This window comes from Sporosarcina sp. YIM B06819, from assembly GCF_033485175.1.
Classification (GTDB): Bacteria; Bacillota; Bacilli; order Bacillales_A; family Planococcaceae; genus Sporosarcina.
In genome coordinates this window covers 1-25,340 of record NZ_JAWLIQ010000010.1, presented here as the reverse complement: position 1 = coordinate 25,340, position 25,340 = coordinate 1, and the positions used below count along the sequence as shown (strand labels likewise).

The 25,340-nt window shown below is 41.3% G+C and carries 21 protein-coding genes and 1 other annotated feature; of the genes, 6 read left to right on the top strand and 15 right to left on the bottom strand.

Going from position 1 to position 25,340, the window contains the following annotated elements:
- The first annotated feature begins 157 nt into the window (after window positions 1-157).
- The 3 genes from R2B72_RS07910 to R2B72_RS07900 all read left to right on the top strand — a co-directional run bounded on the left by R2B72_RS07910 (window position 158) and on the right by R2B72_RS07900 (window position 2,138).
- Window positions 158-838: a lytic transglycosylase domain-containing protein gene (locus R2B72_RS07910; RefSeq protein WP_318615913.1), complete on the top strand. Its 681-nt coding sequence runs from the start codon at window positions 158-160 to the stop codon at window positions 836-838.
- A 104-nt stretch (window positions 839-942) separates the two neighbouring features.
- Window positions 943-1,335 carry a globin gene (locus R2B72_RS07905; protein ID WP_318615912.1) on the top strand — a complete coding sequence of 131 codons (393 nt, stop codon included), beginning with the start codon at window positions 943-945 and terminating at the stop codon, window positions 1,333-1,335.
- The gene (locus R2B72_RS07900) at window positions 1,332-2,138 is read left to right on the top strand and encodes a DsbA family protein (protein WP_318615911.1); all 807 of its coding nucleotides are present in this window, start codon (window positions 1,332-1,334) and stop codon (window positions 2,136-2,138) included. The genes R2B72_RS07905 and R2B72_RS07900 overlap by 4 nt, the downstream gene beginning before the upstream one ends.
- Window positions 2,139-2,619: 481 nt before the next feature.
- Here the strand turns inward: R2B72_RS07900 and pepF are convergent, their stop codons facing one another.
- The 9 genes from pepF to R2B72_RS07855 form a co-directional block, all read right to left on the bottom strand.
- Window positions 2,620-4,440 (bottom strand): oligoendopeptidase F, encoded by a 1,821-nt coding sequence (gene pepF / locus R2B72_RS07895; RefSeq protein WP_318615910.1) that lies wholly within the window; start codon window positions 4,438-4,440, stop codon window positions 2,620-2,622.
- 51 nt (window positions 4,441-4,491) lie between these two features.
- The gene (locus tag R2B72_RS07890; protein ID WP_318616056.1) at window positions 4,492-5,637 is read right to left on the bottom strand and encodes a competence protein CoiA; all 1,146 of its coding nucleotides are present in this window, start codon (window positions 5,635-5,637) and stop codon (window positions 4,492-4,494) included.
- Between the two features lie 94 nt (window positions 5,638-5,731).
- Window positions 5,732-6,394, bottom strand: a complete 663-nt coding sequence (gene mecA / locus R2B72_RS07885) for an adaptor protein MecA (protein WP_318615908.1) — start codon at window positions 6,392-6,394, stop codon at window positions 5,732-5,734.
- A gap of 446 nt (window positions 6,395-6,840) precedes the next feature.
- Complete coding sequence (spxA, locus tag R2B72_RS07880) at window positions 6,841-7,236, bottom strand: transcriptional regulator SpxA (RefSeq protein ID WP_203246566.1); 396 nt, start codon at window positions 7,234-7,236, stop codon at window positions 6,841-6,843.
- A 492-nt stretch (window positions 7,237-7,728) separates the two neighbouring features.
- Window positions 7,729-8,652 carry an ABC transporter ATP-binding protein gene (locus R2B72_RS07875; protein ID WP_318615907.1) on the bottom strand — a complete coding sequence of 308 codons (924 nt, stop codon included), beginning with the start codon at window positions 8,650-8,652 and terminating at the stop codon, window positions 7,729-7,731.
- Window positions 8,652-9,716, bottom strand: a complete 1,065-nt coding sequence (locus tag R2B72_RS07870) for an ABC transporter ATP-binding protein (protein WP_318615906.1) — start codon at window positions 9,714-9,716, stop codon at window positions 8,652-8,654. Before R2B72_RS07870 ends, R2B72_RS07875 begins: the two co-directional genes overlap by 1 nt.
- A 14-nt stretch (window positions 9,717-9,730) precedes the next feature.
- A complete protein-coding gene (gene opp3C, locus R2B72_RS07865; RefSeq protein WP_318615905.1) occupies window positions 9,731-10,750 on the bottom strand; it encodes an oligopeptide ABC transporter permease in 1,020 nt (339 codons plus the stop codon).
- Window positions 10,750-11,679: an oligopeptide ABC transporter permease gene (opp3b, locus tag R2B72_RS07860; RefSeq protein WP_318615904.1), complete on the bottom strand. Its 930-nt coding sequence runs from the start codon at window positions 11,677-11,679 to the stop codon at window positions 10,750-10,752. The genes opp3C and opp3b overlap by 1 nt, the downstream gene beginning before the upstream one ends.
- A gap of 161 nt (window positions 11,680-11,840) precedes the next feature.
- On the bottom strand, window positions 11,841-13,547 hold the full coding sequence (locus tag R2B72_RS07855) for a peptide ABC transporter substrate-binding protein (RefSeq protein WP_318615903.1): 1,707 nt from the start codon (window positions 13,545-13,547) through the stop codon (window positions 11,841-11,843).
- A gap of 251 nt (window positions 13,548-13,798) precedes the next feature.
- Here R2B72_RS07855 and R2B72_RS07850 point away from each other — a divergent pair, with 251 nt between their 5' ends.
- Window positions 13,799-14,143, top strand: coding sequence for a DUF3899 domain-containing protein (locus R2B72_RS07850; RefSeq protein ID WP_318615902.1), 345 nt, complete (start codon window positions 13,799-13,801; stop codon window positions 14,141-14,143).
- 246 nt (window positions 14,144-14,389) lie between these two features.
- Window positions 14,390-14,644, top strand: a binding site (T-box leader).
- A 148-nt stretch (window positions 14,645-14,792) separates the two neighbouring features.
- On the top strand, window positions 14,793-15,779 hold the full coding sequence (gene trpS, locus R2B72_RS07845; protein WP_318615901.1) for a tryptophan--tRNA ligase: 987 nt from the start codon (window positions 14,793-14,795) through the stop codon (window positions 15,777-15,779).
- Between the two features lie 540 nt (window positions 15,780-16,319).
- On the opposite strand, the gene fabF is transcribed toward trpS, so the two are convergent.
- Together fabF and R2B72_RS07835 are read right to left on the bottom strand one after the other, a co-directional pair.
- Window positions 16,320-17,555 (bottom strand): beta-ketoacyl-ACP synthase II, encoded by a 1,236-nt coding sequence (gene fabF / locus R2B72_RS07840; protein WP_318615900.1) that lies wholly within the window; start codon window positions 17,553-17,555, stop codon window positions 16,320-16,322.
- Window positions 17,556-17,618: 63 nt separating this feature from the next.
- Window positions 17,619-18,551: a beta-ketoacyl-ACP synthase III gene (locus R2B72_RS07835; protein ID WP_318615899.1), complete on the bottom strand. Its 933-nt coding sequence runs from the start codon at window positions 18,549-18,551 to the stop codon at window positions 17,619-17,621.
- Between the two features lie 187 nt (window positions 18,552-18,738).
- Between R2B72_RS07835 and R2B72_RS07830 the strand changes: the two genes are divergently transcribed.
- Window positions 18,739-18,921, top strand: a complete 183-nt coding sequence (locus R2B72_RS07830; protein WP_318615898.1) for a YjzD family protein — start codon at window positions 18,739-18,741, stop codon at window positions 18,919-18,921.
- A 54-nt stretch (window positions 18,922-18,975) separates the two neighbouring features.
- Here R2B72_RS07830 and R2B72_RS07825 read toward each other — a convergent pair whose 3' ends face one another.
- The 4 genes from R2B72_RS07825 to R2B72_RS07810 form a co-directional block, all read right to left on the bottom strand.
- Window positions 18,976-21,117 carry an ATP-dependent Clp protease ATP-binding subunit gene (locus tag R2B72_RS07825; protein WP_318616055.1) on the bottom strand — a complete coding sequence of 714 codons (2,142 nt, stop codon included), beginning with the start codon at window positions 21,115-21,117 and terminating at the stop codon, window positions 18,976-18,978.
- Window positions 21,118-21,648: 531 nt separating this feature from the next.
- Entirely contained in the window at window positions 21,649-21,957 is a 309-nt protein-coding gene (locus R2B72_RS07820; protein WP_318615896.1) for a metal-sulfur cluster assembly factor, read from the bottom strand.
- Window positions 21,958-22,008: 51 nt separating this feature from the next.
- Window positions 22,009-22,779 (bottom strand): prolyl oligopeptidase family serine peptidase, encoded by a 771-nt coding sequence (locus R2B72_RS07815; protein ID WP_318615895.1) that lies wholly within the window; start codon window positions 22,777-22,779, stop codon window positions 22,009-22,011.
- Between the two features lie 231 nt (window positions 22,780-23,010).
- Window positions 23,011-25,340, bottom strand: a 2,330-nt coding sequence (locus R2B72_RS07810; RefSeq protein ID WP_318615893.1) for an InlB B-repeat-containing protein, incomplete at its 5' end; no start/stop codon positions are given.

Here is a 25,340-nt window from a genome sequence, read left to right as displayed (position 1 = left end):
AATGTCGTCTTCCCTTCACATGTCATTATGTTCAGTTTACCATATGGAGCGCGGCCTTGCAGGTTGAACAATGCGTTTTCTTTAGAGAATTGGTATACTAGTTAGTAGTGTGCTAGTTCGTAAACTAAAAGCACACCAGCAGAAAGGAAAGATCTTGATGGATACACGTGCAATCCGGACATTAATGGAGATCAATGCAATGCGGTCTTTCGGTTCAGTTCAGAACACAGGACAAGATTCCTCCACTTCTATATTTCAAATGCTACTTGAAGAGTTAGGTAGTCAATCATCTATCACAGACTCCTTATTACCAAACAATGTAAGCCAACTAGAAAGCCTACGCTACGAAGGGAATAATCGTGTTTTCGAACCTTCAACGCTAGCTAAAATACTTACTTCGTCCCAGCAACCCGCACCACGTTCATTTGATAGTAGTTCATTTGGCAATAGTACGATTGATAAAGGACAATACAGCGATATTGTGAAGCAGGCTGCGGAAGAATTTGGCCTACCTGAAAACTTAATTGCCGCTGTCATTAAACAAGAATCAAACTTCAACAATAATGTTGTCAGTCAATCTGGTGCTGAAGGTCTTATGCAACTGATGCCTGGGACAGCAAAATTCCTAGGTGTCAAAGATAGTTTCGACCCTGTCCAAAACATCATGGGTGGAGCCAAATATTTAAAACAAATGCTCAATCAATTCGACGGTAATATTGAACTGGCCCTCGCTGCATATAACGCTGGACCTGGCAATGTGAAGAAACATGGCGGCATCCCCCCTTTCAAAGAAACCCAGCAATATGTGCATAAAGTGCTTAATTACGCTAGAGTTTAACAGCCTTTTCACCGATGTGGGGATTACTTGGAAGCGATTTATTTGAGAAAGTGGCGCCAGGTTGGTAGAATATCAGTACAGTCAGAGCAAAGGAGATTGACATAATGATGCGAAAACCTTTGATCCCTTATGAGGAGATCGGTGCTGAAAAGTTGTCGGAACTTATCGACTTATTTTACGCTAAAGTGGCTGTCCATCCAGACCTATACCCCATTTTTCCGGGTGACTGGGCTGAAACGGCACGTAAACAAAAACAATTTCAAACACAATATTTAGGCGGACCCAATTTATATACAGACGAACACGGTCATCCGATGATGAAAGCTCGTCATATGCCCTTTCCAATTACACCCGTTCGGGCGGAAGCATGGCTTTCTTGCATGTCCCAAGCGATGGATGAAGTCGGACTCGAAGGGAACTTACGTGACATGTATTATAATCGCCTCGCCTTAACTGCAAACCATATGGTGAACAGGAGCGGGGAGGATCATCTGTGAACCGACAAACGTTGATGGAAAATTCAGTGATTCCTTCTACATGTACAAGACCCATTGAATTATATGTTTTCATGGATCCCTTATGCGAGGATTGCTGGTCTATCCAACCACTTCTTCGCAAACTACAGCTCGAGTATGATCACTATTTCACACTTCGAATTGCATTGCGTACATCATTATCATCGATGAACCTACTATGCACACGTGAAAATGAGGATGCAAAGGCTTGCAACAAAGTGCATCCAACTTTTCCGAGTATCGCCGTGAAGGCAGCAGAATTCCAAGGCAAGCGTGCCGGATTACGCTTCCTATCGAAGTTATTTGAATATTCATTCTTGAAATCCCGAAATGTCTCCTCTTTTTCAGTGCTTGTTGAAATTGCTGAAAAATTAGAGCTCGATGTCGATGAATTTATTCGAGACTTTTCTTCCAAAAACGTTTTACGTTCTTTACAAGTTGATTTGTATATGGCAAAAGAGATGGAAGTCGACAAAGCAGCTACTTTCGTGTTCTTTAATGGCAATATTGAAGATGAAGGCTTAAAAGTGAGTGGATTGTACGGCTACGAGGTGTACGAACAGATTTTAGAGGAGTTGGTCGGTATGACGATCATCCCCGACATACCCCCAGCACTAGAAGATTTGTTCCGACGTTTCGACACACTTTCTACAAAAGAGATTGCAGACATCTACAACATCTCCGAAAAGTCAGCTGAACGCGAACTAAAAAAACAACTTCTTCAACAACACGTTGAACGAATCTCTTTCGAAGACACAACCTTATGGCGAAAAAAATTACTATAACAAACACGAACCACTCCATTCTCCGGATATTTCCGGTTGATGGAGTGGTTTTTTATTATGGTAACGGTTAGGGAGATGATTTTCGCTGACAGTTCGCACTTTTGCCGTGACAATTATCGCGCTCCCTTACTGTTTCCATACAACAAAAAAGAGCATCCTACTCCTGGGGGGGAGTGAATGCTCTTTTACAAAGGGAATGGGAGAAATGTTCACGTTCAAACAAAAGGGGTGTATGTTTGGTATGTGATCTATTTCACATCCTTACTTTATCACAAAATAATAGTAACGGCAACTTTTCACAATACAATTCACATGAATGTCACATTTTTAAACATCGATAAACCCACAATCTATTAGTTATACAACAGAACCTACTACTATACAACAGCGATATACTCCTTCAACAAGATGCTATCCAAACTATTCTTATATAATAAAAATACAGCCCTTCATGACAAATAGGGCTGTAAGAAAGTATAAGTTAGTTTTTCAGAAGAAGTGACTCAAGCTCATTCAATTTTTCTTCAAAGACGCGGCATGCTTCTTCAATCGGTGCTGCGCTCGTCATATCGACACCCGCTTTTTTAAGCACTTCAATTGGATAATCAGAAGAACCCGCTTTCAAGAAGTTATTCACATAACGTTCAACCGCTGGCTCACCTTCAGTTAGGATTTGATTGCTGAGCGCCACCGCTGCACTATACCCTGTCGCATACTGATAGACATAGTAATTATAGTAGAAATGTGGAATTCTTGCCCATTCGAGGCCAATTTCTTCATCCACAACAAGATCATCGCCAAAATACTTTTTGTTAAGCGCATAATACTCTTCTGTTAGTTTTTCAGCTGTTAATGCGACACCTTGCTGATCTAACTGATGAATTAGATGCTCAAATTCAGCAAACATCGTTTGACGGAAGACCGTTCCGCGGAATCCATCTAACCAGTAATTCAATAGGTAAATACGTTTTTGTTCGTCATCAATGGTTTTCAATAGGTGATCATTCAAAAGGGCCTCATTGACAGTCGATGCAACTTCCGCTACAAAGATGGAATAGCCGCTATAAATGAATGGCTGGCTTTTACGTGAGTAATAACTATGCACACTATGGCCAAATTCATGTGCCAATGTAAACAAGTTGCTGACGTTATCTTGCCAATTCATTAAAATATACGGGTTTGTACCATAAGCCCCCGAAGAATAAGCCCCCGAGCGTTTGCCTTTATTTTCACGGACGTCGACCCAACGGTTATCTAGTCCTTCTTGAACGATTGACACATATTCTTCTCCGAGCGTATGGAAGCTGTCGAGCATCGTCTGGGCTGCTTCTTCGTATGGAATTTTCATATCCACATCTTTTACAAGTGGTGCATACATGTCCCACATATGAAGATCTTCGAGTCCAAACACTTTTTTACGAAGTGCTACATAGCGCTGAAGCAAGTGCACATTTTTATTGATTGTCGACACAAGATTTTCATATACCTGTTCCGGAATATGATTATTGGACATGGCAGCTTCACGTGCAGATGAATAGTTACGGATACTAGCGTTAACGTTATCGCGTTTTATATTCCCTGACAGTGTCGATGCAAATGTATTTTGGAATTCTTCATATCTCGAGTAAGTTGCTTTAAACGCATCTTCCCGTACGCGAGCATCATCACTTTCTAGGAATCGAATGTAGCGGCCGTGAGACAATTCGACTTCTTCCCCATTTTCATCTTTCACCATAGGGAACGTTAAGTCCGCATTATTCAACATGCTAAACGTTTCAGCAGATTTCCCCATCACTTCAGAAAGTTGGGCAAGAAGCGCTTCTTGTTCAGCAGGCAGGACGTGAGGTCGTTGCATATTAACCTCTTCAAATTCTTGCTTGTATAAATGTAATCCATCATGTGATTCAACAAGCTTATTCAATTCATCTTCATCCATCGCTAACAGCTCAGGCAAGAAAAATGATAAAGCTGTGGATACTTTTACGTACAATGATTTAACACGGCTGTCCATTGCTTGATAAAAACTGTTTGTCGTGTCCTGGTCAGTCTTTAAATGTGCATATGTGTAAAGACGGCGCAATCTCTCCGACAGCTCATCACGGTAAACAAGTGCATTATAGAGTGCTTCTGCACTGTTATGCAATGTTCCTTTGAAAGCCGCTGCTTTGCTTGAAAATTCCTCGACAGCAGTATATTCTTTTTCCCACGCTTCATCTGAAGCGAAGATGTCCTCTAAGCGCCAAGTCTCCTCCACTTTTACTTCATCACGCGTCAAAACTTTATTGTTAGTTTCAGTTGTCATCTAAATTCCCCCTTCTCCCGTTACTTCGGGAAACGAATCAACTCTATTTTCTCAATTTTCATATCGCTTTGCAAGCAATCTTTCTGATAATACATTAAAAATAATCATTTCATCAATTGCAGCCACAGTGTGAAAAGATTCGATGCCTTCCGCTATAAGTAAATCACGGTAGGCCATACATGCTCTTTCTTGCCCTACGGATGGGTTTTCCATCCTACGCACATAGGCATGAATCTGATTTTCCGACAAATCCCTAATACGGATACCTTTGCATCTCATATAATAAATAAGACCCAATTGCCATTCGCAATCATGCTCACGAAATGACTCGTTAAAAGCAACAGGCAACCCTATCCACAACGGAAGATTAGATGGATGCATACGCAATTCATAGCAACATTTCAAAAATGGATCATTTATCCCTCTTCTATTCAATAAAATGCGGGATTGTAGAAAATTGTTACGCATCGCTACATAAATGGATATATATTGAGTTATTTCTTCTTTAGTAGGAGTTTTAGGGCGAGCAAAAGGAAATATTTGTTTTGCCAATGATAATGAACGATGAATACCTATATAGCGTTTACCCGCAACATGAATAAGACTAGAAAAGTAATGGAAGCGTTCTTTTTGGGGATTGTACGTAAGAATTGTATAGCCTTCAGGATGTACGTGGGTGAAAAAGCTTTCGTGGAACCTAGAAAAATAAAAGACGCCTACACCTTGCGGTAATGTGCTGAATTTTGCCGGGGTATGCAAAATCCATATAGGCTTCATGCCCATACTGCGATAACCGTTTGATCTTGACTCTATTTCGGCGACAGGAATCGTGCTGCATTGAAACTCAATTGGTGTCGTATTGGATGTTGTCATCACAAGAAGATCTGGGCGTTGTGACAGCATACGCAAAAATGGTTCAAGTTCGACATGTCCCGTACGTTTTTGCAAAAAAAGATACAATTGCTGTTTTCCTTGAAGATGTTCCTTCGATTCACCCTCAGCAAAATTAGCTGAACAGGCCGTATCTTTTTCATGTGCAAAATGTGGAATTTTAATATCACCAACCTTCAACTGCACTGGCAAACTACATTGGGGGCAATAGAATGATTGTGACTTCCGCCACTTTTTTAGCTGATCTCTTGTTAATTCTGTTGTCAGGACAATTAGTTCTCCATTGCTTGTTTTTGCTGTAAGTATAGTAGCTTCCTCCTTTCAACCTAATTCAATTTTACAAATACTCCGATTAGAATGCAAGAAAAAACAGCTATCATACAGATAGCTGTTTTATTACCTATTTTTCCCCAAAGTAGTGTTGAATTTTGGTGAAAACATCTGAATCCATTACAACTTTTCCATATTCCTTAAGTCGATGGATTGTTAGGTTGGACGGCATTCCAAATTCAGAAACTACGCTGAATAAATCAGTCTTTCTCGCTTCGTCCATCGTTTCATCCTCATATTCAATATGCAAATAATAGTTATTTTCATACGAATAAAGTGATGAGTTCACAATATAACCTGACATTCGATCGGCTAGTGGAATAAGGTCATCGAATTCTTTAAAGCTAAATACATTGTCAAGCCATTCCACTGTACTACCATTCATATCAGGCATCATATCTTCATCATTTCCAAAAATTCCGCTGTCTTGCGGAAACATTTTTCTCGGATCATCCATACCGAAGGGTGAGTCTATTGGTTCACCATCGTCTGACATTTGCGCTCGAGTAACGGTAACTTCAATTCCGCCACTCATAGCATGCACTTGAATCCACAACGGCCCCTCGATTTCAAACTCGGACTCATCATTGACTTCGTCCATCATCTCCCAGAAGAGTTCCTCGCTTTTGTCGCGATTATACCAAACTTCCTCTCGAGTGAAGCCACGCTCTTCAATATCAATATATGAAAGAAAAAATTTTACTGTATTTTCGTTAATGCGCTCTATTTCCATCTCTTATTCTCTCCTTTCCTCTAAAACAGGATTTGACTGGTTCCCTGCAATCAATGTGTGTAAAACTCCTACAATGCTTATACTTAATATATGACCATCCCGCGTGATTTGAAAGGGTTCTGCCTTGGGATGAATAATTTTGATAGTAATAGCATTGTAGAAAACATCCTTCGGGAAAGCAAGAGAAATCAATTACGCTACGGCGTAATTGCGTCCAGATTTTGAATCGAGCTTGAGGCCTGCACGATGCAGGTCATGCAACCGTTGCCGCAGGACGCGGCGAACTTAGGTTGCCTTCTTAACTCCTTCCAAAATCTGTGACATCCGCCGGAGGCTTTATTTGTATTCAGCGGATGTTTAAACATCCGCTGAATACAAATAAAAAAACTGATAGGTTTACGGCATTTTTCAATGTCAATTCCCATCAGCTTCACACTATTGTTGGATTAGTTTACCATGCGCCGCGCTTCAAGCAGCTGATAGGCTCTTACTTTTCTCGGTAGGAATCGACGAATCTCATCTTCATTATACCCTACCTGTAACCTTTTTTCATCGAGAATAATCGGTCTTCTCAAAAGGCCAGGATGTTCTTGGATTAGCTCGTATAGACGTTGTAATGGAAGACTTTCTACATCAACGTTCAATTTTTGGAATATTTTAGAACGTGTTGAAATGATCTCATCAGTTCCATCTTCTGTCATACGAAGAATTTCTTTTATTTCGTCAATATTCAAAGGTTCAGAAAAGATATTTCGCTCTGTATATGGAATATCATGTTCCTCTAACCATGCTTTCGCTTTCCTACATGATGTACAGCTTGGGGATGTAAATAGTGTAACCATCATATGCTGACACTTCCTTTCAATCGGATCGAGTAGTAGAAATTATATTTGTACAATTAAATTAGAATAATTTTAATGTGGTTGCTACTAATGCCTATTATACACATATTCAATACTGATGAATACACTTTTTGAAAAAAATTTACCAAACGATAGCATGTTGTCACAATTCCACAATAGTTATCGGCTTTATCACGACTTAACGACAGTTACATTTCTGCTCTATACTGTTATACCCCGCATGCCAGAGTTTTAAACATCTGATTTGTCAAATAAAAACTTTTCTCATTTAGGCTGGTGCTAATTGAAAATATTTTTGACTCTTCACTTATATAATACGTTTGTCAATATAAAAAGGTTTCATCTAAATTCAAAAAAATCCAGAAATAATTTTTTTCCGGATTTTTTTTTAGGCTGGTAAACAACCATACGAGTATATGCAAACAATGTAAAAGGACCGATTCTCTTTTCGAAAATCGGTCCTACTTATTATTATTTGTTAAACGCTTCAAATTCACGCAGTGAACAAAGGACAAAATGTCCTGGTGTGACTTCTCGCATAATGACTTCCTCATCTGGACCATACTCATGCATATTCGGATTGTAGCTCTTACGTACCCGACTGCGCTCATAATCAGGATCTGGTAACGGAATTGCCGATAGCAATGACTGTGTGTATGGATGCAATGGTGCCGTGTATAACGTTTCCGCTGGCCCAAGTTCAACAAGCTTGCCGAAATACATAACGCCAATTCGATCAGAAATGTATTTAACCATCGACAAATCGTGTGCGATGAATAAATACGTCAATCCTTTTTCTTCTTGAAGCTCTTTCAACAGGTTAACGACTTGCGCTTGAATCGACACGTCTAGCGCTGAAATCGGCTCATCTGCGATGATGAATTCCGGTTCAACAGCCAACGCACGGGCAATCCCAAGGCGTTGACGTTGACCGCCAGAAAACTCATGTGGATAACGATTGGCGTGTTCTCGATTGAGTCCTACTGTTTCTAGCAGCTCATGGACACGCTCTGTACGCTCTTTCGGGCTTTTGACAAGTCCATGAATATCGAGTCCTTCTGCAATGATATCGAGCACTTTCATACGAGGATTCAAAGATGCGTACGGATCTTGGAAAATCATTTGCATTTTACGGTTAAATGCCTTCAGATCTGTTTTCGATTTCTTTGTATGGACATCAACACCGTCATAAATGACTTCCCCACCCGTTGCATCATACAAACGGATAATGGTACGACCTGTCGTCGATTTCCCACAGCCTGATTCACCAACAAGACCAAGCGTTTCACCTTTATAAATATCAAATGAAATGTCGTCAACCGCACGCACTTCATTCTTTTTGCCAACATTGAAATATTGCTTTAAATTTTTGATTTCAAGTAATTTTTCAGCCATTACCGAACACCTCCTGCATTGCCTTCGTAATAGCGACTACCCGGGAACCTTTTCATACGTTCGATTACCGCTGCCGGAGGATCCACTTGCGGCGCCTCTGGGTGGAGCAACCAAGTCGCAGCATAATGGGTCTCACTGACCTTGAATAGCGGCGGAACTTGTTCCATATCGATTTTCATCGCATACTCACTACGTAGCGCAAAGGCATCTCCTTTAGGTGGATCTAATAAGTCTGGTGGCGTTCCAGGAATCGCATATAATTTCTCTTCAGTAGCATCAAGCGAAGGCATTGAGCTCAGCAGCCCCCATGTGTACGGGTGTTGTGGATTATAGAAGATTTCATCCACCGTCCCTACTTCCACAATACGTCCTCCGTACATAACCGCTACACGGTCTGCCACGTTAGCAACAACACCAAGATCATGTGTAATGAAAATAATCGACGTATCAATTTTCTTCTGCAAATCCTTCATCAACTCCAGGATTTGCGCTTGAATCGTCACGTCTAGTGCTGTTGTTGGTTCATCCGCAATGAGAATCTTCGGATTACAAGCCAATGCCACAGCAATAACGATACGTTGGCGTTGTCCGCCTGAAAATTGGTGAGGATATTGCTTCATACGCATTTCTGGTTGCGGCATTCCAACAAGCCCTAGTAGTTCAACCGATTTTTTCCAAGCCTCTGCTTTTCCAAGCTTTTGGTGTTTAAACAATGGTTCCATAATTTGCTTACCAATTGTCATCGTTGGATTCAGCGACGTCATCGGATCTTGGAAAATCATCGAAATATCTTTCCCACGTACTTTTTGCATATCCTTTTCAGAAAGCTTCAACAGATCTTTGCCGTCAAATAAAATCTCACCATTTCTATATTCCGTACTAGATTTTGGTAAGAGTCGCATAATCGATTTCGTTGTCACCGATTTACCGGACCCCGACTCACCTACGATAGCAAGTGTTTCCCCTTTAAATACTTCAAAATTAACACCTTGGATAGCTTTCACTTCACCTGCAAATGTATGGAAGGAAAGCTCTAGGTTTTTCACTTCAATCATTTTCTCCATTTTGCTTTCCTCCTTTAATCTTTCATTTTCGGATCAAGTGCATCACGCAAGCCGTCCCCAATTAAGTTGAACGCAATCATTAGCAAGCTCAATACTAATGATGGGAATAGCAGCATATATGGCTGATACGCGATAAACTTATACCCATCATTAATAAGTGTTCCAAGTGAAGCTTGCGGTGCTTGAAGTCCAAGCCCGATGAAGCTCAAAAAGGCCTCAAAGAAAATCGCTGTTGGAATCGTGAACATCATATTAATGATAATGATTGCCATTAAGTTCGGCAGTAAATGCTTGCTAATAATACGTGCATCACTAGCACCAAGTGTTTTGGCAGCCAAGACAAACTCCATATTTTTATACTTCAGTACTTGTCCACGGACAATCCGGGACATCCCAATCCATCCGGTTATCGTTATCGCGATGATGATGGATAATATTCCCGCTTCCATAATCATAATCATGAGAATCACGATAACTAGCGTGGGGATACCAATCAGTATCTCAACAATACGCTGCATGATGTCATCGGTTCTTCCTCCATAATAACCGGAAATCCCCCCATAAATAACACCAATCACGACGTCAATAACGGCTGCTAAGAAAGCAATCAGCAAGGAAATTTGTGTCCCTTTCCATATCCGTGAAAATAAGTCACGCCCAAGACTATCCGTTCCAAACCAGTAATACTCATCTATTTTTTTCAACTCATATAGGTTGACTGTTTTTGAACCGAGTTTCCCTACCCCATCAAAAATCCCTAACTTTTCAAGACCAGGCACTTTTGGTGGTAAGTTAGCATGTGTTACTTTTACATTTTCGGGATCATGTTCAACCATCAATGGTCCAGCAAAAGCCATGAATACGATAAAAATAAGGATGAACATACTGACAATCGCCGCTTTGTTTTTACGAATACGCAGCCAAGCATCCTGCCAAAAGCTTAAACTCGGCTTTGAAATTTTTTCTGCATGTGAACTATCAATGGTAATCCGCTCAAATGACCCTTTTGGTAATTTTTCCATATTATTCGTCATTACTTGGAACCTCCAGACAAACGGATACGCGGGTCAATAATCCCATAAAGAATATCCACAATTAAAATAATCACAATTAAGAAAATCGAGAAGAATATTGTCGTACCCATAATAACCGCAAAGTCATTCGAGCTAATCGATTTTACGAATTGCTCTCCGATACCCGGTACGGCGAAAATCTGCTCAACAACGAGTGATCCTGTCAATAATCCAGCAGCAACTGGTCCAAGTATCGTTATAAGCGGAATAAGCGCATTACGGAACGCATGTTTGAAAGCGATTTCAAACATACTAGCTCCCTTCGCCTTCGCTAATAAAATATAGTCCGAGCTTAATACTTCAATCATTTCAGTACGGATAAACCTCGCTGCAATCGCAACTGGCCCCATAGCTAGTGCGATAGATGGTAGAATACTCGACTTCCATCCTTCCCATAACCCAACCGGTAACCATTGAAGCCATACTGCAAAGACATATTGCAACAGTACAGCGAAAACAAACGAAGGAACGGATATACCAATAATCGCAATGATTGTACTGCCGTAATCCCATACTGTATTTTGTTTTAATGCTGCAATCATTCCTAGAACGATTCCGATTAATGTGCCAAAAATAAGTGCCTGGCTACCTAAAAGTGCTGAGAATTTCAACTTTTTGATGATTAAATCTTTTACATCGGCACTTTTATATTGGAATGATACACCGAAGTCGCCTTTAGCTAGATTGCCCATATACCGAACATATTGCACCGGAATTGGATCATTCAAGCCGTACTTTTCATAGACAACTTCCCTTTGCTCAATGGATAATTTTTCTGCGGAAGCTAACGGGGACCCTGGAAGCAGTTTCATAAGCACAAATGTAAATGACGCAATGAGAAATAGTGACAAGAACATATAAACTACACGTTTTGTAATATACTTTGCCATGTTTGCACCTCCTGGATTTCTTCAATAAATTCTATAAAATATTAAATTTCGACAAAAAGTACAATGAATTTTTAGATAGTTTGATTTCAGTGAAAAAGAGAGTACATGGGCGATAACGGCCATATACTCTCTTTTCTATGAGATTTCAAACTTTCAAATTCTTACTTAGCTTCTTCAGCAATATAAGTCCACTTGTAGCTATAGTCTCCACCGAATGGGTGTGTAGCAAGACCTTGTACATTAGGATTCATAAGAACCATTCTTCCACGTTGATACGTTGGAACAATAGCTGTATCTTCATCAAGAAGGATTTTTTCAGCCTGTGCAAATGCTTCAAAACGTGCAACTGGATCATTTGCAAGTGTTGTTTTTGTAGATTCTACAAGCGCATCATATGCAGGGTTAGAGTAGTTCATTTTGTTTTGTGGACTAGTTGTTACAAACAATTCGATGAATGAAATTGGATCCTGGAAATCAGGTCCCCATCCAGCTGATTGAATATCGAAATCGCTAGTGTCATCAAGTTCAAGACGAACTGCGAAAGGTACTTCTTTTAGTTTGATTGTCAAACCTGGAAGATTTCTTTCAAGCTCTGATTTAAACCATTCTTGCTGTTTTTTAGCATTTTCAGTGTCGCCACCAAGAATTTCAATTTCTAATTTGTCTACGCCAAGAGCAGCTAGACCTTTCGCCCAATATTCTTGAGCTTCTTCAACATTATAAGAAGTGTGTTCTCCGCTATAATCACGGAAGTCTTTACCATTTTCATCATAAGTGAAGTTTGATGCAACTAAATAGTTAGCAGCAACAGAACCGTTCGCAAGTACCGCTTCTGCAAGTTCTTCTTTGTTGAATGCTCTTGCAATCGCTTTACGAATGTCTGCATTCGCAAGTGGTGTAGCTTTACCGTTACGTTCTTGGTTTAATTTGAAATAGAATACAGCTGTTTCAAGCTCATTGATGATGTTTGGATCATCAGCATATTGCATTGCGTATTCAGCTGATAGAGTTACGCGATCTTTTTTACCTTGTTCATATAATTGAACAGCTGTTGAAGTTTCTTTTACAACGTCAACGTTGATTTCTTCAAGTTGTACTGTTGCAGCATCCCAGTACTTTTCGTTTTTAACATATTTCCAGTTACCCGTTCCATCCCAAGCAGTTAATGAGAATGGACCATTGTAAATCATTGTGTCTGATGTAGATGCATATTTATCGCCTTGAGCAGTTACAAATTCTTCGTTAAGTGGTAAGAATGTTCCGAAAGACATAAGTGACAAGAAATAAGCCACTGGACGCTCAAGTTCAACAACAAGTGTTTTGTCATCTGTCGCTGTAACACCAAGATCTGCTACTTCAGCAGTTCCTGCACCGATTTCAGTTGCATTTTTAATCATACCAGCCATCAAGAATGGTCCATAAGGAGAACCAGTAGCTGGATCGATTGCACGTTGCCAAGCATATACAAAGTCATGTGCTGTAACAGGTGTACCATTTGACCATTGTGCATCACGAAGTTTAAATGTATATGTCAATCCGTCTTCGCTGATTTCAGGTTCACCATCGGCCATACCCGGTGTTGGAAGGCTATCTGCATCTAAACGGTAAAGACCTTCCATGATGTTGTTCAATACGTTGAAACCAACAGCATCTTCTGAAAGTGATGAGTCAATAGATGGAATTTCTGCCGTTTCAATTAAGTTCAAAACCTGTGGTAGTGCTTTTGCAGTTTCTTCTGTTGCTGGCTTGTCCTCTTCCTTAGCTGGATCTGCAGCGCCTTGTTCTTCTTTTTTGTCGCCACACGCCGCAAGGAACGCGCTTAGTACGAGCAAAATGCTCATAAGCCACATAAATTTGTGGTTTTTCAAATCGATGACCTCCTCAAAATTGTCTGAAAACTACTTACAATAATATTATACAATGATTATTTCAGTTGTACATACCTTTTAGTTATTTAATGGTGTACTATTACAGATATAGGTTTAAGAAAGTGATTATACCAATGTTCCTCGAGGTAAATTAAAATAATTCTGTCTATTGTTAAAGTACAGAATTACTATTTTCTAAATAGTTTAACTTCGACAAAAATTGTATAATATTCTAAATTGGAGGTGAAATAGTGAGCAAAATTATACGGAACTTCATCATTGCACAGGTTGTTACTGCACTGATTATGTTCACCTACTTTAAAGAGTTAACATTACTCTCCTATATTAACTCGGCTTTTGTTGTTGGAGGAACGATTATGTTTCTCGGTCTAGTTTCTTTTGTTTTCTCGACAGGTTTTTTTGATGTATTCACTGTAACAATGAGAAAAGTGATAACACCAAAAAGCCGAATGGAGGATGTCATGTCTATGCGAACTCCTTCTGAAATTTTTTCAGCACCTGTTTCTCCTCTATTAGGTAGTGGTGCCCTAGTATTGATGGTCATGGGTATTGCTCTTGTTATTTTTTACTTATGATAGATGAAACGAATAGAATCAATTACGCCTTGGCGTAATTGATTCCAAATTTTGAATTGCGCTTGTGCCCGCAGGAAGCGGGTATGCAACGGGGAAGGATTGAACTGCATCCTTCCTTGTTGCTGCAGGACGTGGCGCACTTAGGTTGCCTTCCTTTAACTTGATTTAGCAGTGAACTTCTGCTGAATCAAGTTTAGTCTATTGCAAACTTATCACTGGCGTATTATAATTTTGAAAACAGTTGAGCGAATGGCTATGATGGAAATAGTATTTCAGTTGTCGATTTGTAGAGAGCCTGTGGTTGGTGCAAACAGGTAATCGATGCTGAAGGAATGGGTTCCTGAGCCTGACAAGTGAACTTTTGGAGGTTTATTCGAAAAGTCTAGTCCTTTTGAATAAACTCCCTAGTAGCTTGTCACGTCCCCCGCGTTAAGGGAATTTGAGTGGCCTTCGGGCAATTCGGGTGGTACCACGGTTGATAAAACATCAGCCGTCCCTTTTTACGGGGACGGCTGATGTTTTTTCGTCTACAGTAGGGAAGGATCGAATTCCATCCTTCCTTGTAGATGTGCGGCTTTTGCGACAGGACGTCGCGCACTTAAGCCGCGTTCCTTTTAAAGCTTTAAATAATTAAGGAGGAGATTTATTCATGAAAACCATTTTTTCAGGTGTACAGCCAACAGGAATCGTAACACTAGGCAACTACATTGGGGCATTTCGACAATTTACAGAGTTACAACACGAACAACAATGTCTATTTTGCATTGTCGATCAGCACGCCATTACCATTCAACAAGATCCTACCGAATTAGCGAAAGCGATTCGTTCGCTCGCTGCACTTTATGTAGCAACTGGCATTGATCCCGAAAAAGCGGTATTGTTCATTCAATCCGAGGTTCCAGCGCACGCACAGGCTGGCTGGATTATGCAATGTATTTCTTATATTGGTGAACTTGAACGAATGACACAGTTCAAAGATAAGTCTGATGGGAAAGAAGGCGTATCATCAGCACTTCTAACGTATCCACCATTAATGGCTGCAGACATTCTTCTATATAACACGGATATCGTTCCAGTCGGTGATGATCAGAAGCAGCATGTTGAATTGACACGTGATCTGGCCGAACGTTTTAACAAACGCTATGGCGATGTGTTAACGATTCCAGAAATTCGCATTCCGAAAAACGGCGCGCGTATTAAGTCTCTTCAAGAACCTTTGAAGAAAATGAGCAAGTCTGATCCGAACAAGAAAGGCACGATTTCTCTTCTCGATACACCGAAAGAAATTGAGAAGAAAATTAAGAGTGCAGTGACCGATTCAGATGGCGTAGTAGCGTATGACGTGGAGAATAAACCTGGCGTCTCGAACTTACTGACGATTGAATCAGCACTTAGCGGTGTATCCATCGATGATCTCGTTGTAAAATATGAAGGACTTGGCTACGGCGCATTCAAAGCTGGCGTTGCAGAAACAGTCATCAATCACTTATCCCCAATCCAAGATAAATATTACGAACTGCTTGAATCGCCTGTCCTTGACGACATTCTCGACAAAGGTGCAGAAAAAGCACACGCCATTGCATCCGCTACTCTCGGGAAAATGGAAGCCGCGATGGGACTCGGACGTAGACGGTAAGAATTAGCGTAATTGCCGCTAGCACAAAGAGCGTGAAATCGGCAGTATGCATGATGAAATAAAAAATCTGCTGCCATTCATACCCAAGAGATCTGTAATTAAAGTAAAGGATCATATTCGATACGGTGACGACAATTAGTCCATAACTGATAAGAAACAGGAAAAGGCGTGTCATTATTGTACATCTTCCTTTGAATTTTCTTTAATTATATGACGGCATTGCCCCCTTTTAGACGAAGGGGGCTTTTATTATTGAACGAACTGTTGAACTGTCAGGGCAAATTGGATAACTGTAAGGACAAAACGTTAAACTGTAAGGGTAAGTAACGAAACTGTAAGGGGAAACGGGAACTGTCAGGATAAATTGGCAAACTGTAAGGGCAAAATGCTGAACTGTCAGGGTAAGTGGCGAAACTGTAAGGAGAAACGGGAACTGTCAGGATAAATTGGCAAACTGTAAGGGCAAAACTCCCTCCTCCTAATCAAATCAAAAAAAGACGCCCCAACTAACTGGGACGCCCTAGCTATATCAATTCAAATTCAGATTTTCTTAAAAACAAGTGATGCGTTATGTCCGCCGAAACCGAGTGAGTTGCTCATCGCATACTCGATGTCCACTTTACGCGCACCCTCTGTCACATAATCGAGATCACATTCAGGATCCGCATTGACAAAATTCGTTGTCGGAGGCAAAATGCCTTCCTGCAATGCCTTCACTGTGAAAATCGCTTCAAGTCCACCTGCCGCACCAAGTAAATGGCCCGTCATGGATTTCGTCGAACTCATCGCAAGCTTATAAGCATGCTCGCCAAAAACTGCTTTCGCCGCCATCGTTTCAAACAAATCATTGTACGGCGTGCTTGTGCCATGCGCATTGATATAATCGATCTGGTCCGGTGTGATGCCGCCTTGTTCAATCGCCTGTATCATCGCGCGTGCACCACCTTCGCCGCCAGGAGCTGGCGCCGTAATATGATGCGCATCTCCTGTTGAACCATAGCCAACCAGTTCAGCATAAATTTTCGCACCACGAGCAACCGCATGTTCATACTCTTCAAGAATGAGGATACCCGCACCCTCACCAATGACAAAACCATCACGCTCTGCATCGAACGGACGTGACGCCGTTGCTGGATCTGGATTCAACGACAACGCGGTATTTGCGCAAAAACCAGCAACCGACATCGTCGTAATCGGTGCCTCAGCGCCACCTGTAATCATCACATCTGCATCTCCGCGACGAATAACTTCAAATGCATCCCCGATTGAATTTGTTCCAGATGCACAAGCCGTTACCGTACAAGAGTTAATGCCTTTCGCCCCAACATGGATCGATACTTGACCTGAGGCCATATCCGGAATCATCATTGGAACAAAAAATGGACTCACTCGACGATAACCTTTTTCTTGGAACGTTAAAAATTGTTGTTCATGCGTTTCCATGCCACCAATTCCAGAGCCAATCCAAACACCTGTCCGAAGTGCCAAATCACCTTCTAATTCAAGGTTTGCATCTTTCATAGCCATTACAGACGCTGCTAACGCATAATGTGTGAACCGATCCATTTTACGTGCATCTTTCCGTGGAATATAGGCTTCTATATCAAAATCCTTAACTTCTGCCGCTACTTTTACCGGAAACTGCTCGCTATCAAGCCTAGTCAATAGGCCAACGCCTGATTTCCCTGCTAAAACCGACTGCCATGACTCCTCAGCCGAATTCCCGACCGGAGAAATAGCTCCGATTCCTGTTACTACTACACGTCTTTTTTCCATAATACTAAACTTCCCTTCTATCTAGTTAATGAACCCATTCCCTGTACTTTTTATTTCGATCAATTATCTTCCCCACTTAATGCACAAAGCACCCCATGTGAGTCCCCCGCCAAATCCAACAAGAACAAGTATATCATCATCTTTCACTTTACCATCCGCTAAATCATCGACAAGCGAAATCGGAATCGATGCTGCTGAGGTATTACCATATTTATGAACCGTTTTCGACATCTTTTCAACCGGTAAACCGAGCCGTTCACGAGAAGCTTCCATAATACGGATATTAGCTTGGTGAGGAATTAAGAAATCGACATCTTCTTTCGCCAGACCCGCTTTTTCAATGACATTGACAGCTGATTCACCCATTTGACGGACTGCGAATTTAAACACTTCGCGACCATTCATTTGAAGATACTTGTCTTGATACAGATGCTTACCACCACTGCCGTCTGCACCAAGTTCGAAAGACAGAATCCCCCGTCCTTCACTCACTTTACCGACAACCGCTGCACCGGCGCCATCTCCGAAGAGAACAGCCGTATTTCGGTCTTCCCAGTCCGTAATTTTAGATAATTTTTCTACACCTACGACAAGGACATAATCATACACGCCCGACTCCACAAACTGCTTGGCTGTAACAACCCCATACATAAATCCCGCACACGCCGCAGAAATATCCATGGCTGCTGCATTTTTTGCACCTAGACGTTCTTGAATCATTGTTGCTACAGATGGAAATGGTCGATCTGGTGTTACAGTTGCAACGAGAATAAGACCAATTTCTTCTGGCTTAATGCCAGCATTACTAATTGCGTCTACCGCCGCATGATATGCCATATCAGATGTATCCATCGAATCATCCGCAATATGTCTCTGTTCTATACCCGTCATCGTCCGAATCCATTCATCCGACGTATCTATGCGCTTTTCAAGGTCCGCGTTCGTCAAAATGTGTGACGGTACGTATTTACCCATGCCAATAAGACCCGCATTCATACAAACATCCCCTGTTCTTATCATCTATTATTAGTACCTGGTATTAATCATAAAAGAAATGCACGCATTTTACAACCCACCGACACTTTTCTGCCAAATAAAGTGACTATTTACGTGGATATTTGTTTCTACAATGGACTCGCTATGATATGATGGATGATGAAATAGTATTGTAGAGGTGAATTCAATGAGATATATTATGACATTCTTTTGGGCTATCGCTTTAGTCACGATGTTGAACTATGTTGCCGGATCAATTGCCAACGTTGATTTCAATTTTTCAGCAGGTATAATCGTTGCGGTTGTCGCAGCACTATTAATTATCTTCCTTGGTGAATCAATACCAGAAGGCGAAGTTGCAGACCATTAATCAACAAAAAAACCATCTCCTTCTTCGGGGATGGTTTTTTCTTTGCGTTATTTACTATTCCGAAGAGTTTTCCACTAGTAACTTCCCGTCTTTCATCAGCAATACAAGTGTTTCATTCGGCTTGATATCGCCCTTGATCACCTCTTTGGCAACTAGTGTCTCCACATGTCGTTGGATAAAGCGTTTCAATGGACGCGCACCAAAATCCGCATCTGTGCCTTCATTGACAATCCAATCGAGCACATCATCACTGTACGTCATGTCGATTTCTTGTTCACTCAATCGCTTGACAAGATCCCCTAACATTTTCCGTGCTATCAAACGGAATGAATTACCTGTAAGAGAATGGAAAATGATAATATCATCCATACGATTCAGTAACTCTGGTTTGAAATGGCGGCGTAACTCTGCCATTACAAGGTCTTCTTTCGCATGATTTTCTGTATCATCCAATCCTTGCAATAAATAAGCAGAGCCAACATTCGATGTCATGATAACAACAGTATTGGTAAAGTTAACGAGTCGTCCTTGACTATCAGTAATCCGGCCATCATCGAGCACCTGTAGTAAAATATTGGCAACATCCGGATGCGCTTTCTCAATTTCATCCAATAAAATAACTGCATACGGATTACGACGAACCGCTTCCGTTAACTGGCCACCTTCTTCGTAACCGACATATCCTGGAGGGGCACCAACAAGTCGCGATATACTATGCTTCTCCATGTACTCCGACATATCAATGCGTATAAAATGATCTTCTGAATCAAATAACGTTGCAGCCAGCGTTTTTGCAAGTTCTGTCTTCCCTACTCCTGTTGGACCTAAAAATAAAAAGGAGCCAATTGGTTTATCGGGATCTTTAATACCTGCGCGTGCTCGCCATACCGCTTCTGTGACAAGTTGTACCGCATCATCTTGCCCAATGACACGCTGTTCCAGCGTTTCACGCAGGCGAAGTAACTTCTCTCGTTCACCCTCGACAAGTTTTGTCACGGGAATACCCGTCCAGCGCGCAACAATCGAAGCAATTTCCTCTTCCGTGACCTCTTCGCGAAGCAATCGATTTTCCTGTCCATCCAGTAAAGGTGCTTCCATTTTGGCTAACTCCTGCTCAAGAGCTGGAATTTTACCGTAACTAAGTTCCGCAGCTTTATTCAAATCGAAACGGTTTTCAGCATCCTCCAATTCACGTCGGTAACGATCGAGCATCTCCCGTTTGTCCTGGATACCCCGCAATGTTGCTTTTTCTGCATCCCATTGCCCACGCATCCCGGCAGAGGATTCTTTCAATTCCCATAGCTCTTCCTGCAATATTTTCAGACGTGATTGGCTCACAGCATCTTTTTCTTTGCGTAAAGCTTGCTCTTCAATTTCTAGCTGCATTATTCGTCGAGTGACCGCATCGAGTTCTTGCGGCATTGAATCGATTTCCGTACGAATCATTGCACTCGCTTCGTCAATCAAATCAATGGCTTTATCCGGCAAAAATCGTTCCGTCAAATAACGATCCGATAATGTCGCGGCTGCTACAATCGCCCGGTCGTGAATTCTGACACCGTGATGCAGTTCAAAGCGCTCTTTCAAGCCACGTAAAATCGAAACGGTATCTTCAACAGACGGCTCACGGACAAGCACTTGTTGGAATCGGCGTTCAAGCGCGGGATCCTTTTCAATATACATGCGGTATTCATCTAGAGTTGTCGCACCGATACAATATAATTCACCACGCGCCAACATCGGCTTCAGCATATTACCAGCATCCATCGCACCTTCCGTTTTCCCAGCGCCAACAATTGTATGGATTTCATCGATGAATAAAATGATTTCCCCTGCACTGTCTTTCACTTGTTTCAGGACGCCTTTTAGCCGTTCTTCAAATTCTCCACGATATTTAGCACCCGCAATAAGCGCGCTCATATCCAACTCAAAAATTTGCCGGTCCTTCAATCCTTCCGGCACATCGCCTTTAACAATTCGCTGTGCCAAGCCCTCCACAATTGCTGTCTTACCGACCCCGGGCTCCCCAATCAGCACAGGATTATTTTTAGTCTTTCTCGATAAAATTCGAATGACATTTCGAATTTCCTCGTCACGTCCAATGACCGGGTCCATCTTCCCTTTTTTCACTTCTTCAACGAGATTACGCCCAAATTGTTCAAGCGGTGTCCGTGAATCTTCTTGCTGTTCATTCATCCTCATTGACATCCACCTCTTCATTAATTCGACTTTGACCATCTTTGATTAATTGAAATTATAGGATGTATCTTGTCAATTGTAAAATGATTTGCCTACTTAAGCCATTCGACATTACTCAGCATTTCCTTCTTTATTTTGAAATAAAATATAGTAGACAACGTTCCCGTACAACTATGCAACGTTTACCATAAACTAGACAACACTCCTACGTAACTTAACAACGTTCAGAGAACTAGACAACGTTTCTAGGAAACCAAGCAACATTTTTCACAAACTAGACAACACTCCTACGTAACTAAACAACGTTCAGAGAACTATGCAACGTTTCTAGGAAACCAAGCAACGTTTTCCACAAACTAGACAACACTCCTACGTAACTAAACAACGTTCAGAGAACTATGCAACGTTTTCCATAAACTAAACAACACTCCTGCGTAACTAAACAACGTTCAGAAAACTAGACAACGTTTCCGTAAAAATAAAAAAACTGTACGACTGAAAATCAGTCATACAGCTAGATCGATTCACTTATCGTACACCTAGCGCCATTTTGGCGTAGCGTGACATCATGTCTTTTGACCATGGTGGATTCCAGATTACATTGACATCGACATCTTTTACTTCTGGCAATTCCATTAGCTCTTGTTTAATATTTGCAACGATTTGCGGCCCCATTGGACAGCCAAGAGACGTCAGTGTCATCGTTACTTTTGACGTACCTTCTTCGTCTAGCTCAACATCATAGACGAGACCTAAGTTGACAATATCGACACCTAGTTCCGGGTCAATCACGTTTTCAAGAGCGCCCATCATACTATCTTTCATTGCCTGATCCATCTTCATCCCTCTTTCCGTTCCTTTAATATCCTTATCATACCAGAGTTCGCTTCAGCCTTTCAAATGACAGGCAAACCAATCTGCCGCTCGCAACATTCCCGTTCTTGAAACCGCATGCCCGGCTGTGTCGTCTGAAACAAACTCAATCCGTTCCGGCTTGTCCGCATAGTCCTTTTTCACTACTTCATAAAACTGATAGGTCGGTGCATAAGGCACGACCGTATCTTGCTTACCATGCCAAAAATAAATGGGCCTGTTATTCAATGTAGCTGCATGTCGCGTCAAATCGAATGTCGATAATGTATGGAGTATAGCTCGCTTTTCCTCATCAGAGATCGGCAATTTGAATCCTTGTCGTTCAAATTGAGCCATTTGTGCTTCTGCTAGCTGCACAAAACCAGCCGCCCCCATCATAACAGTTGCTACATCAATCCACTCATAGACAGCCAGGCAACCTAGTGTTGTAATGCCTCCCATCGAAGTACCGCCTACTCCAACCTTCTCTGTTGTGATAAGTTTGCGGTTGACTAGCTCTTCACGCAGTAAACCTACTTCCTCGATAGATGCCAGAACAATTTCCCAAAAACGCAGACTTAGTTGAGCTTCATCTAATTTTTCATCTCGTGCGCCATGCAAATGCGCATCTGGCAATAAAACACGAATCCCTTTTTTCGCGATATTGTGGGCATAATGCAAATTATGCTCTTTGGCACTCGTAAAACCATGCAGGAAAATGACCACAGGTACCTGTTTATCCTGAAACTTTTCTTCAACTATATGCAATAAAGGGATATGACCCCATTTTTCTTCATGAACAATCACGCGCACCCCACCTTTACCTTTTCAAATAAGGGTATCAAAGTTTTTCTAAAAAAACAAAAAGGATGATTTGAAGCGGGTTCCTAAAAAACAGGTTGGGTTATCAACACGCGTGATCTTTTTCCCAGCTTTTGAAAACTGTTTTTTTCATGGATTTTGCATGATAATTTGTCACGAAATTTAATCAAGGCAAATCTGCTACTTAAACAGATTTGCCTTGATTAGTTAATTATTTTACTTCTCCAACAAAATCTCTTTCCCATCCGTCGAAATCGTGAACGCGTGATTTCTAGATGCTTCTTCGATTTCTCTAAATGCCCAATGACTTGTTTTCACGTCTTTAAAACTTGATTTGAAATCGCCATTTAGTGGACCACGTTTAAATAAGCGATTTAATACTTTTACAGCTTGAGCTCTTGTTAATTTTTCTTCAAGTCTAAACGTTCCGTCCGCATAGCCCTCCATTATTTTAAACTTTTGTATGGCTAGGATTGCTTGGGCTGCCGAATGCTTACTTGAAACATCCGTATAGGAGACTGCGTTAATATTTGAAAGGCTTGCACACTGTTTATAGGCATCAGGATCATTTTCACATGCATTCTTAACCCATCTATAGACAATTGTAGCCATTTGCGCACGTGTGATACTGTTGTTAGGGTTGAATGACTTGCCATCTCCCACCATAAAACCAGTGTTCTTTACAGCTAAGATGTCATTGTATGCCCAGTGTGTTTTCGGTACGTCCTTGTAGCCATTTGTTATACCTGTTTGTTCAGAATAGCCACTATTTCTCGCTAGCATGGCCGCCATATGTGCTCTGGTGACAGGGGCCTCTGGCCTAAAGGTCTTGTCCAAATATCCTTGGATATAAGCAGAATGCGTGTCCTGCTCCTTCAGATAGTCATCTAGTCCTTCCATGTAAAGCAATGTGAACGTACTGAATTTGTTGATGTCAAATTCGATGCCTTGTTCACCATTTTTATAGACAACTAATTTCCCTTTGATGACCTCTAGTGTTCCATCATCATGTTCGATATAGACAGCAAGATTATTCAACATCTCCTGACGTTTGCTTTCATCTTTCGGCAAACTATCTAGCAGCGGCAATGTCAATGTCACCGGACGATTTTCCATATTCGTTTCAATGGTCATTGGTCTACCTAACACTTGAATTGTTTTACCTTTAGAAACTTTTTGAACGATTTCTTCCTGTTTAGCACGTTGTTCCACTACGTTCTTCTCGGCTTGATCCTTCAGCGGAATTACACGGAAGTACAAATCCTCGTCAAAGTCTTGCATTGAGCTTTGTGGAACATGAATCAATACATTTTCTGTGAAGATTTCTAAATTGACTTGCCCATTAGCTAATTGGCTAACGGCTGCTTTTGGCACTGTTACATTAACTTCTTTTACTTTATCTTCAGTGTCTGGAATTATTATTTTTGCGGTGTTTTGATTTTGATCTTTTAATTTACCAATCGTTTCATCTGCTTTCTTACTGGTAAATGTGACTTGGTCTTTGATCGTTCCATTTGCATCAGTTGTACGGACAACAGGAGTCTTAATTATGGTTGTCCCAGTTTCTACATCCACATTAATTTCCTCTACTTTTGATGGTATTGACGGTGTTGATGGTGTTGGCGGCGTCGGTTCATTGTATACCACCCATTTCGCATACAGTGTAATATCTTCCGTTATGGCACCCGTAAAATTCCATGCATTGGTTACCGCAGATTCTTTGTACCAACCAACGAATCTATAGCCAGCTTTCGTTGGCGGTGTTGGTGCTGTGATTGCTGTGTTGTAGTTTGTTGTTTTATCACTTACTGCGCTTCCGCCTTGGGAATTAAATGTGACCGTGTAATTATTGATTGTCCATTTTGCGTAAAGTGTTGTTGCCGATGTTACTTTATCTGTTGTGAAGTCCCACGCATCGGTTGCTGCAGAATCTTTGTACCAACCGACAAATGTATAGCCTTCCTTCGTTGGTGCTGTTGGCGCTGCGATTACAGTGTTATGATTTGCGCTTGCACTACTTAACGCATCTCCACCTTGGGTATCGAATGTAACGACATAATTGTTAATCTCCCATTTTGCATAAATGATTGTGGGTGCGGTGATTACATTGTTAGCAAAAACAAAAGCCGTTCCAAAATTGTCATCTGTGTACCAGCCAGCAAATGTATAACCCGTTTTAGTCGGGGCCGACACCGGTTGGTTTGCGAATTGACCGTGCTCAATTTCTTGAGTTGCAATCGCACTTCCTTCGTCCACGTTAAAATTAACGGTATACTTTTGAGTTGTCCATTTTGCGTAAAGTGTTGTGTCAGTCGTCACCATATCGCTCGTGAAATTCCACGCATTCGTCAGTCCTACTTCTTTGAACCAACCATCGAATGTGTAACCCACTTTTGTTGGTGCTGTTGGGACTGCAACCATTGTATTGTAGTTTGCTGTTTGATCGCTAACTGTGCTTCCGCCTTGGGAATCAAATGTGACCGTGTAATTATTGATTGTCCATTTTGCGTAAAGCGTTGTTGCTGATGTTACTTTTTCTGTTGTGA

Bases quoted from the DNA above. Each gene is read 5' to 3' on its own strand.
- R2B72_RS07830 (WP_318615898.1), top strand. From the start codon at position 18,739: ATGAGATATATTATGACATTCTTTTGGGCTATCGCTTTAGTCACGATG.
- R2B72_RS07910 (WP_318615913.1), top strand. From the start codon at position 158: ATGGATACACGTGCAATCCGGACATTAATGGAGATCAATGCAATGCGG.
- opp3C (WP_318615905.1), bottom strand. From the start codon at position 10,750: ATGACGAATAATATGGAAAAATTACCAAAAGGGTCATTTGAGCGGATT.
- R2B72_RS07825 (WP_318616055.1), bottom strand. From the start codon at position 21,117: ATGAATGAACAGCAAGAAGATTCACGGACACCGCTTGAACAATTTGGG.
- R2B72_RS07875 (WP_318615907.1), bottom strand. From the start codon at position 8,652: ATGGCTGAAAAATTACTTGAAATCAAAAATTTAAAGCAATATTTCAAT.
- spxA (WP_203246566.1), bottom strand. From the start codon at position 7,236: ATGGTTACACTATTTACATCCCCAAGCTGTACATCATGTAGGAAAGCG.
- R2B72_RS07820 (WP_318615896.1), bottom strand. From the start codon at position 21,957: ATGGATCAGGCAATGAAAGATAGTATGATGGGCGCTCTTGAAAACGTG.
- R2B72_RS07905 (WP_318615912.1), top strand. From the start codon at position 943: ATGATGCGAAAACCTTTGATCCCTTATGAGGAGATCGGTGCTGAAAAG.
- R2B72_RS07870 (WP_318615906.1), bottom strand. From the start codon at position 9,716: ATGGAGAAAATGATTGAAGTGAAAAACCTAGAGCTTTCCTTCCATACA.
- trpS (WP_318615901.1), top strand. From the start codon at position 14,793: ATGAAAACCATTTTTTCAGGTGTACAGCCAACAGGAATCGTAACACTA.
- mecA (WP_318615908.1), bottom strand. From the start codon at position 6,394: ATGGAAATAGAGCGCATTAACGAAAATACAGTAAAATTTTTTCTTTCA.
- fabF (WP_318615900.1), bottom strand. From the start codon at position 17,555: ATGGAAAAAAGACGTGTAGTAGTAACAGGAATCGGAGCTATTTCTCCG.
- opp3b (WP_318615904.1), bottom strand. From the start codon at position 11,679: ATGGCAAAGTATATTACAAAACGTGTAGTTTATATGTTCTTGTCACTA.
- R2B72_RS07835 (WP_318615899.1), bottom strand. From the start codon at position 18,551: ATGAATGCGGGTCTTATTGGCATGGGTAAATACGTACCGTCACACATT.
- pepF (WP_318615910.1), bottom strand. From the start codon at position 4,440: ATGACAACTGAAACTAACAATAAAGTTTTGACGCGTGATGAAGTAAAA.